Source organism: Streptomyces sp. AcH 505, from assembly GCF_000818175.1.
GTDB lineage: Bacteria > Actinomycetota > Actinomycetes > Streptomycetales > Streptomycetaceae > Streptomyces.
Window position 1 is genome coordinate 2,029,904 of the sequence record NZ_JTIY01000001.1, and the last position, 2,158, is coordinate 2,032,061.

2 protein-coding genes, 1 tRNA gene and 1 pseudogene (1 of these 4 only partly in view) are annotated in these 2,158 nt (G+C 72.1%); 1 reads left to right on the forward strand and 3 read right to left on the reverse strand.

What is annotated here, in order from left to right:
• From HY68_RS43620 to HY68_RS09395, 3 genes and pseudogenes are all read right to left on the reverse strand, one after another.
• Nucleotides 1–355, reverse strand: a pseudogene (locus HY68_RS43620) (hypothetical protein); the annotation flags it as partial.
• The gene (locus HY68_RS09390; protein ID WP_041986845.1) at nt 356–889 is read right to left on the reverse strand and encodes a SigE family RNA polymerase sigma factor; all 534 of its coding nucleotides are present in this window, start codon (nt 887–889) and stop codon (nt 356–358) included.
• Nucleotides 890–982: 93 nt separating this feature from the next.
• A complete protein-coding gene (locus tag HY68_RS09395) occupies nt 983–1,906 on the reverse strand; it encodes a MerR family transcriptional regulator (RefSeq protein WP_041986847.1) in 924 nt (307 codons plus the stop codon).
• A gap of 197 nt (nt 1,907–2,103) precedes the next feature.
• Between HY68_RS09395 and HY68_RS42680 the strand changes: the two genes are divergently transcribed.
• Nucleotides 2,104–2,158, forward strand: a tRNA-Asp gene (locus HY68_RS42680) (it continues 84 nt past the right edge of the window).

Here is a 2,158-nt window from a genome sequence, read left to right on the forward strand (position 1 = left end):
CGGGCAGCGGCATGACGAGCCCGAGGTCGTCCGCGTCCTTCTCCGTATCCGTACCCGCGCCGCCCGGCGACGACGAGGCGCCGACCGTTCCGACGGCGGCGGGCAGGCGCGCGGGGCGCTGCGGACCCGGGTCCAGGACGCCGGCGCCGGTCAGCGTGCCGACGGCGAGCGCCACCGCCCCGACGCCCGTCACGGCGGTCAGCAGAGCGAGCCGGCGACGCCTGCGCCGTACGACGCGGCGGCGGATCTGCCGCATCCACTGCGGCGACGCGGTGAGTTCGGGGGTGGCGTACTTGAGCAGGATGCGCAGATCGTCCTCCGCCACCCGTACCGTCTCCTCTTCGTCCACCACCATTCACCGCCCTTCCACGAGCACGTTGACGGCCAGCAGGCCGCGCAGGGAGCCCAGCGCCTTCGCGGCCTGGCTCTTGACCGTCCCGGGCCGGCAGCCGAGGATTTCGGCCGTCTCCTCGACGCTGAGGTCTTCGAAATAGCGCAGCACGACCACCGTTCGCTGCCGAGGCGGCAGCGAACGCAGCGCGACCGCGAGCGAACGTTCCAGGTCGACGGCTTCGAAGACGTCGACCCCTGCCGTGTCCCGCGACGCGTCGGGCAGCACGTCGTGCGGCACCTCGCCGCGCCAACGCCGCTGCCACCACGACGCGTACGTGTTCACCAGCGCCTTGCGGGCGTACGCCTCCGGACTCCCGTCCGGGCTCCCGGCCGCGATACGGCGCCACTTGGGCCACATCTTGGCCAGCACCGTCTGCACCAGGTCCTCCGCGAGATGCGCGTCCCCGGTCAGCAGCCAGGCGGCGCGCAGCAGGCGGGGCCCGCGTGCCGTGACGAACTCCTCGAAGTCCGCGAAGTCCGCTTCCGAGTCCGTCACCGCCCTCCTCCGGCACTGCCCCGTCGCGTCAACCCCCCACCGGGTCAACCGGTTGGAGGGAGGATCCGGTTGCCTGGGTCCCGAAAGTATTTTCTACGACCGCCCGGTCGGCCCTACGGCGAGCCGCAGCGCGCGGATCGACCAGTCAAGCGCCGGTGTCACGCGCTCCGGGGCCGGCCAGCCGTTGATCACAGCGAGCAGTTCCAGGTAGCGCTCCCTGCGGGGGTCGTTCGCCGTCTCCAGCCTGGCCAGCAGGCGACGCGGGCCGCCGTCGTGCGCGTACCGCGCCGTGATCTCCGCCACCACCCCGTCCGCGCCGGGCGACGCCGGGTCGACGCCGGCCGCCAGGGCGGGGCGTACCTGGTCGCGGACCGTCGCCACCGGGTCGCGGCGTACGAACCCGCTTCCTCCCGCGTCGGCCGCGAGCTGCTCGGCCATGCGCCTCAGCGCGGCCCGGAAGTCCGGGTTCTCGGTGAGTTCCGCCAGTTCCACCCAGCTTTCGATCTGTTCGGGTTCCGGGTGGGCGGGCAGTTCCGGGGTCAGGGTCCGGACGAGCCCGGCGATGGCCGGGGCGGTCGCCAGGTCGCCGAACACCGCGTCCAGGAAGTCCGCGATCAGGGCGCGGCGCTCGTCCTCCGACAGCTTGGCCAGCTTGTGCATGAGATCCATCTCCTCGGGTGTGGAGCCGCGTCTGGCCACCGCCGTCAGCACCGCGCGCCGCAGCCGCAGCGTCCCGATCCGGGCCGTCAGCGCCTCGGCCTGCGCCGCCGCGGCCTCCGGGAGGGTCAGCTCACCGGCCAGGACCCGGCCGACCGTGGGCAGGTCGAGGCCCAGCTCGCGTAGCGTCCGTACGAGATCCAGGCGGGCGACGGCGTCGGCGCCGTACAAGCGGTAGCCGGCCGGGCTGCGCTCGGCGGCCGGGACGATGCCTCGGTCGGAGTAGAAGCGGATGGCGGTGACCGTCAGCCCCGTCCGACGGGCCAGCTCACCGATCGAATACAGCGTCTTGCCGTCCATGGGTTCACCCTCCCGTCTCCACCCGGTGGAGACTCAAGGCCGCCCACAGCGCGGACAGGGCATGTGCCGCATTCTGATACGCTCATCTAGCGACATCGGGCCACCCCAGCGTGTCTGTTCGATCACTCAAGGACACCGTGGAAATCCCGTTGGGAGCATGTTTGACCGTGTGCGAGACTTGTCCCGCACATCAGCGAGGTCCTGTGGAGCAGCTTGGAGTGCTCGCCACCCTGTCAAGGTGGAGGCCGCGGG

Bases quoted from the DNA above. Each gene is read 5' to 3' on its own strand.
- HY68_RS09395 (WP_041986847.1), bottom strand. From the start codon at position 1,906: ATGGACGGCAAGACGCTGTATTCGATCGGTGAGCTGGCCCGTCGGACG.